General features: G+C 68.8%; 6 protein-coding genes. 4 read left to right on the top strand and 2 right to left on the bottom strand.

The annotated features are described in order from the left end of the window. Positions 1-5: 5 nt before the first annotated feature. Both AB0I18_RS42435 and AB0I18_RS42440 read right to left on the bottom strand, forming a co-directional pair. Positions 6-308 carry a putative quinol monooxygenase gene (locus AB0I18_RS42435; RefSeq protein WP_363111115.1) on the bottom strand — a complete coding sequence of 101 codons (303 nt, stop codon included), beginning with the start codon at positions 306-308 and terminating at the stop codon, positions 6-8. 15 nt (positions 309-323) lie between these two features. Further along, positions 324-1,310: a carbohydrate kinase gene (locus AB0I18_RS42440; RefSeq protein ID WP_363111116.1), complete on the bottom strand. Its 987-nt coding sequence runs from the start codon at positions 1,308-1,310 to the stop codon at positions 324-326. A 246-nt stretch (positions 1,311-1,556) separates the two neighbouring features. Here AB0I18_RS42440 and AB0I18_RS42445 point away from each other — a divergent pair, with 246 nt between their 5' ends. The 4 genes from AB0I18_RS42445 (at position 1,557) to AB0I18_RS42460 (ending at position 5,683) form a co-directional block, all read left to right on the top strand. Continuing rightward, on the top strand, positions 1,557-2,573 hold the full coding sequence (locus AB0I18_RS42445; RefSeq protein WP_363111117.1) for a sugar ABC transporter substrate-binding protein: 1,017 nt from the start codon (positions 1,557-1,559) through the stop codon (positions 2,571-2,573). A 165-nt stretch (positions 2,574-2,738) separates the two neighbouring features. Further along, positions 2,739-3,752, top strand: coding sequence for an ABC transporter permease (locus AB0I18_RS42450; protein ID WP_363111118.1), 1,014 nt, complete (start codon positions 2,739-2,741; stop codon positions 3,750-3,752). After that, positions 3,749-4,585 carry an ATP-binding cassette domain-containing protein gene (locus tag AB0I18_RS42455; RefSeq protein ID WP_363111119.1) on the top strand — a complete coding sequence of 279 codons (837 nt, stop codon included), beginning with the start codon at positions 3,749-3,751 and terminating at the stop codon, positions 4,583-4,585. Before AB0I18_RS42450 ends, AB0I18_RS42455 begins: the two co-directional genes overlap by 4 nt. A gap of 75 nt (positions 4,586-4,660) precedes the next feature. Beyond that, on the top strand, positions 4,661-5,683 hold the full coding sequence (locus AB0I18_RS42460; protein ID WP_363111121.1) for a LacI family DNA-binding transcriptional regulator: 1,023 nt from the start codon (positions 4,661-4,663) through the stop codon (positions 5,681-5,683). Positions 5,684-6,377 lie beyond the last annotated feature (694 nt).

The following is a 6,377-nucleotide window of genomic DNA, read 5'->3' on the forward strand; positions in this document are numbered from 1 at the left end:
GCTCGTCACGGATGCGTGGCCAGCGGATCGAGGAACGTCAGGACGGAGGCGTCCTCCTCGATCAGCGGGGTGAGGGCGGCGTTGAACGGACCGCCGTACGGGGCGTTCAGGTGCGTCTGGAAGGCGTCCTCGTCCCGGTAGACCTCGAAGATCCAGTAGGCGCGTGGGTTGGCCGCCTTGGTGTAGACGTCGAAGGCCAGGTTGCCTTCCTCCGCGTGCACCTTCAGGGCGTAGTCCCGGATCAGGCGGGCGACTTCGTCCTCCGTTCCCTCTCGGGCGGTGAACTCGGCGAGCAGGCTTTTCGTCATGGTTTCGGGTCCTTGTCAGTGAGTGGAGTCGAGGTGCTGGGCGACGGTCTTTTCCGTCGCGAACCTTGCCAACTGGCTCTCCCATGGCGGGTTGGGGCCGGCGACCGAGCAGGTCAGGGCCGCGACCTGCGTGGCGAACAGGCAGGCGGCCTCGACATCGCCGATACGCAGGTCGGTCAGCCTGCCGCCGAGGAGTCCGCGGGTGCCGAGGTGGTGCAGCAGTCCGGCGGTGAACGAGTCCCCCGCACCGACTGTGTCGACGACCTGCGTCGCCACTGCGGGGACCTGCACCCGTTCCCCGTCGAGTGAGGCCAGGGCGCCATCGGCGCCGCGCGTGATCACGACGAGCCGCGCCCCCGCCGCATGCCAGGTGTCGCACGCCTGCTCGGGCGGCGTCCCGGGCAGCAGGAGTTCCAGGTCGTCCTCGCTCAGCCGCAGCACATCCGCGAGGCCGCACCAGTGCGCCAGCCGAGCGCGGTAGACCTCGGGGTGCACCAGGAGCGGGCGGACGTTGGGGTCGATGCTGATGGTGGCCCGGGGGCCGGCCGCTGCCAGGAAGTCCTCCACCACCACCGCCCCGGGTTCCTTGACCAGGGCCAGCGATCCGGTGTGTACGCAAGCGGTGTCGGCCAGGTCCACCCCGGCCAGTTCCGCGCTCGTCCACTGCCAGTCGGCGGTGGCCTGCGCATGGAAGGAGAACGTGGCCTGGCCCTTCGTGTCCAGCTCGGCCACGGCCAGCGTGCTCGGCTCGGCGGCCTCGACGGCGTACGACAGGTCCACCCCGGATGCCTCCAGGTGGGCCCGGAAGAGACGGCCGAACACGTCGCCGGACAGCCGCGCGAGGAAGCGGGCCGGGGTGGCAAGGCGGGCCAGGGCAACCGCCGTGTTGGCGGGTCCGCCGCCCGGCAGCACCCGCAGGGCGAGTTCGTTCCGGGTACCTGCGGGTTCGGTGAACGCGTCGGCGACGCACTCTCCCAGGACGGTGATCTGAGGCGGGGTCATGGGCTGCTCTTTTCTTGGAACGCGCCGGCAAAACGGGCAGGTCGCGGGCAGTCGCTGAATGGCTTCGGGCGGGAGACGGCTGCGGGCGTTGCCGATTTGTGACGGGTGCAAGGCATTGACGTTGCCTGGAGATGGAGTCCATCATCCTGGCCAAGCAGTGTCAACGATGACATAAGTCAACGATGACACTTCGGGACGGCATGCCCCGATGCCGGCCGCTCGCCCGCAATCCCGCAGGAGTCGTTCATGTCACGCATCTCTCGTCTGCCCTCCTCCTTGCTCAGAGCCGCCGCCTGCACGGGTGTCGCAGCCCTCGCCCTGACCGCCTGTGGATCCGGATCCGAATCGGGCAGCGCGAGCACCGGCTCGGGCAGCGTCAAGGTCGGTCTGATCACCAAGACCGACACCAACCCGTTCTTCGTGAAGATGAAGGAGGGCGCGGAGAAGGCCGCCAAGGAGAACGGTGTCGAACTGTCCACCGCGGCAGGCAAGTTCGACGGCGACAACGCCGGTCAGGTCACCGCCATCGAGAACATGGTCGCCGCCGGCGTGAAGGGCATCCTGATCACCCCGAGCGACTCCAAAGCGATCGTGCCGGCCCTCGAGAAGGCCAAGGCCAAGGGTGTCCTGGTCATCGCCCTCGACACCCCGACCGACCCGGAAAGCGCGGTCGACGCCCTCTTCGCCACCGACAACGTCAAGGCCGGTGAGCTGATCGGCGAGTACGCCAAGGCCGCCATGAAGGGCAAGTCGGCGAAGATAGCCACCCTCGACCTCGCGCCGGGCGTCTCTGTCGGCGTCCAGCGGCACAGCGGCTTCCTGAAGGGCTTCGGCGCCACCGACAAGGACGTCGTCTGCGCCCAGGACACCGGCGGCGACCAGGCCAAGGGCCAGACCGCGATGGAGAACTGCCTGCAGAAGTCGCCCGACATCAACGTCGTCTACACCATCAACGAGCCGGCCGCGCTGGGCGCGTACACCGCGCTCAAGGCCAAGGGCCGGGAGAAGGACGTGCTGATCGTCTCGGTCGACGGCGGCTGCACCGGCACTCAGGCCGTCAAGGACGGCAAGATCGCCGCGACTTCGCAGCAGTACCCGCTGAAGATGGCCGCCGAGGGCGTCAAGGCCGTCGTGACGTATGCCAAGGATGGCAAGAAGGCGTCTGGTTACACCGACACCGGGGTCACGCTGATCACCGACAAGGCGCAGGACGGGGTCACCTCCAAGGACACCGCCTTCGGCCTGGAGAACTGCTGGGGCTGAGCCGCCGACCCCAGCTGCCGCCGTAGCCGCCGTAGTAGCTGCCGCCGTTCGAAACCCCTCAGCGGGGCGGCCGGCCCCTCCTCCCCGACCGGGGACGGCCGCCCCTCGTCTCTTGCCGTCCGCCAAGGACCGACAAGGACTTGAGTCTTCCGACAAGGACCTCGCATGACTGCCACGTCCACGCCACCCTCCACGTCCACGCCGTACGCCGAGCTCAAAGCACCGACCACGGCCCGCCGACTGCTCACCCAGCCGACCACCGGCCCGCTGGTCGCCCTCCTCCTGGCCTGCGCCTTCTTCTCCGTCTCGAGCGACCAGTTCCTCACCGGCGGGAACTTCTCGCTGATCGTGCAGCAGGTCATGGTCGTCGGCACCCTCGCCATCGGACAGACCCTGATCATCCTCACCGCGGGCATCGACCTGTCCTGCGGAGCGGTGATGGCGTTCGGCAGCATCGTGATCGCCAAGATGGCGGCCGAGGGCTCCCTGCCCCCGCTCGCCGCGATCGCGCTGGGCCTGGCCGTCTGCGGCGGCTTCGGGCTGCTCAACGGGGCGTTGGTGCAGAAGATCCCGCTGCCGCCGTTCATCGTCACCCTCGGCATGCTCAACGTGGCGTTCGCGCTGACCCACATCTACTCCGAGGAGCAGACGGTCACCAACCTGCCGGGCCCGCTGACTGCGCTCGGGCAGACCTTCCCGCTCGGCAAGACCGACATCACCTACGGCTCGCTGGTCACCATCGCCCTGTTCCTCCTCCTCGCCTACGCGCTGAGTAACACAAGTTGGGGCCGGCACGTCTACGCACTGGGCAACAGCCCGGAAGCGGCACGGCTGAACGGCATCCGCACCTCCCGACTGACCATCGGCGTCTACACCGCGGCCGGCGTCCTCTACGGCATCGCCGCCCTGCTGCTCATCTCCCGCACGGGAGTCGGCGACCCCCAGGCGGGACAGACCGACAACCTCGACAGCATCACGGCCGTGGTCCTCGGCGGCACGAGCCTCTTCGGCGGACGCGGTTCGGTCCTGGGCACCTTCATCGGCGTCCTCATCGTCGGCGTCTTCCGCAACGGCCTGCAGCTGATGGGCGTCGCGTCCATCTACCAGACCCTGATCACCGGCGTCCTGGTGATCCTCGCGGTGACCATCGACCAGCTCTCCCGGAAGAAGGCCCGATGACCACCACCTCCTCCCCCACCCCTGTGCTGCAGGCCCGCGGTCTGGTCAAGCGCTACGGCCAGGTCACCGCCATCGACGGCGCCGACTTCGACCTGCTGCCCGGCGAGGTCCTCGCCGTCATCGGCGACAACGGAGCCGGCAAGACCAGCCTGATCAAGGCCCTCACCGGCGCGGTGACCCCCGATGCGGGCGAGATACGCCTCAACGGCAAGCCGATCCAGTTCTCCGGGCCGCAGAGCGCACGCGCCCACGGCATCGAGACGGTCTATCAGGACCTCGCCGTGGCCGCCTCCATGGACATCGCCTCGAATGTGTTCCTCGGGCGCGAGCTGCGCCGCCCCGGTGTCCTGGGCAGTGTCTTCCGCATGCTGGACAAGAAGCGGATGCGGAAGGAGGCCGCCGAGCACATGGCCGACCTGAAGATCGGCCTGCGCTCGCTGACCCAGTCGGTGGAGACCCTCTCCGGCGGACAGCGGCAGGCCGTCGCGGTCGCCCGTTCCGTCGCCTGGGCCCGCAGCGTCGTCGTCATGGACGAACCCACCGCCGCCCTCGGCGTCAAGGAGTCCGGCCAGGTCCTGGACCTCATCCGCCGCGTCCGCGACAAGGGCATGCCGGTGGTCCTGATCAGCCACAACATGCCGCACGTCTTCGAGATCGCCGACCGGATCCACGTCCACCGACTGGGCCGACGCGCCGCGGTGATCAAGCCCTCCGACTACTCCATGGCGGAGGTCGTCGCTATCATGACCGGCGCGCTCACCGTCGATGAGGCCGGAGCTACTGTCGTAGCAGATTCGGAGGCCGCGAAGGCCGCCGGAGTCCAGGCCACCTGACAGCACAACCCCGCTCTCACGGCTTCCGGCCGAGGCCGCGGCCGGAACCGACGAGCACAGGAGACTGTTTCCTCCATGGCAGCGAACCGCCGCCCCACCCTGGCCGACGTCGCACGAGAAGTCGGCGTCAGCGCCAAGACAGTCTCGCGCGTCCTCAACGAGGACGGACCCGTCTCGCCGCAGACGCGGGAAGAGGTACTCGCCGCCGTGGCCAAGCTGGGCTTCCAGACCAACCTCATGGCGCGCAACATCCGCGTCGGCGGCCCGGACACCACCATCGGCCTGGTCATCCCCGACCTCGCCAACCCCTTCTTCGGAACCGTGGCCCGCGCCATCGAGGACACCGTCGGCGAACGCGGACTGACCCTGCTCATGGGCTCCTCCGCCGACGACCCCGACCGCGAACGCGCCCTGACGGCCAAGTTCCTCGCCCGGCGCGTCAGCATCCTGATCGTCGTGCCGTCCGTCGGCGCCGACCACTCCCCCCTCAAGTCCCACCGTACGGCGGGGCTGCCCATCGTCTTCCTCGACCGACCAGGAGTCGGCCTGTCCACGGACAGCATCGTCAGCTCCAACCGTGCAGGGGCCCAAGACGGTGTCGCCCACCTCATCGCCCACGGGCACCGCCGCATCGGATTCGTCGGCGACCTGCCCGTCAAGCTGTACACCCGCCGCGAACGCCTCGCCGGATACCGCGCGGCCCTGCAAGAAGCCGACATCCCCTACGACCGCTCCCTGGTCGCCAGCGCACACGACCAGCCGGGAGCCGAGGCCGCGACCTCCCAACTCCTCGAACTGGCCGATCCTCCCACGGCCTTGTTCGCCGGAAACAACATCATGGCGCTCGGCATCGTCGCCGAACTCGCCCGCGGCAAGCGCAAGGACGTAGCCGTCGTCGCCTTCGACGACGTATCACTCGCCGAAGCCCTCGAACCGGCCCTGACCGTCGTCGCCCAGGACCCCGAAGAACTCGGCCGCAGCGCCGCGGTCACCGCCCTGGCCCGGCTCGACGGCGACCGCTCCCGCGCTCGCACCATCACCGTTCCCACCCGGCTCATCGTCCGGGGCTCGGGGGAGCAACCCGCACCCAAGCCGTAAGCGGCTTACCCCCTGTCGGACGACGAGCCGGGACCACACTCAGGTGACCTCCCGGAAGCGGTAGCAGCCGGGTCGGGTGTGCCAGCGTGCCGTTCGGCGTCCCAGATCGGGAAAGGGCGGAAACGTGCGCCTCGATGGTGACGTGTGAACGTGGCTCCGCGTGGATGGTGGTGAAGCCGGCCTGCAGGCAAACAAGGTGGTTCGGTCTGCCCTCTGGACGACTTCAGCCGGCCCTGGACGGCCTACCCGCGCGCCCGAGGACCGGTGTTGTCGGTTCCACGGCCCACTAGAGTCAATGCCGTGACTCTGGTGGTGATCTTGTCGGGGTGGGACGGCGGTCGCTGGTGGTGGTTGGCTGGTCGGTGGCGGGGAGGCCTCGGTTGTGAGGCCGTGGACGGTGTCGATGCGTCCGGCAAGTTTTCAGCGGATTCCCCCCGCTGACGGTCCAAACGGCGTGGGCGGCGTGCCCGAGGGGGACGTCGGTGATGCTGATGCGGGACCGGCATCCAGCACCGCCCTCACCTCATCGACGGCTGCCTTGCCGAAACCGGGCTCACGCGCCGGCCAGAACGCCTGGATCGACATCATGGCCTACCAGGCGATCAACACGGCGGCGCCGGTCGTCTACCGACCGTCGGCCAACGTCGCCACCACCAACATCCGGCTCTACGTACGCAACAGCAACCAGAACGGA

The organism is Streptomyces sp. NPDC050704 (genome assembly GCF_040654355.1).
Lineage (GTDB): Bacteria > Actinomycetota > Actinomycetes > Streptomycetales > Streptomycetaceae > Streptomyces.

What these genes read in the sequence shown, in the direction of transcription:
- AB0I18_RS42440 (WP_363111116.1), bottom strand. Translation starts at nt 1,310, where the DNA reads ATGACCCCGCCTCAGATCACCGTCCTGGGAGAGTGCGTCGCCGACGCG.
- AB0I18_RS42435 (WP_363111115.1), bottom strand. Translation starts at nt 308, where the DNA reads ATGACGAAAAGCCTGCTCGCCGAGTTCACCGCCCGAGAGGGAACGGAG.
- AB0I18_RS42445 (WP_363111117.1), top strand. Translation starts at nt 1,557, where the DNA reads ATGTCACGCATCTCTCGTCTGCCCTCCTCCTTGCTCAGAGCCGCCGCC.
- AB0I18_RS42460 (WP_363111121.1), top strand. Translation starts at nt 4,661, where the DNA reads ATGGCAGCGAACCGCCGCCCCACCCTGGCCGACGTCGCACGAGAAGTC.
- AB0I18_RS42455 (WP_363111119.1), top strand. Translation starts at nt 3,749, where the DNA reads ATGACCACCACCTCCTCCCCCACCCCTGTGCTGCAGGCCCGCGGTCTG.
- AB0I18_RS42450 (WP_363111118.1), top strand. Translation starts at nt 2,739, where the DNA reads ATGACTGCCACGTCCACGCCACCCTCCACGTCCACGCCGTACGCCGAG.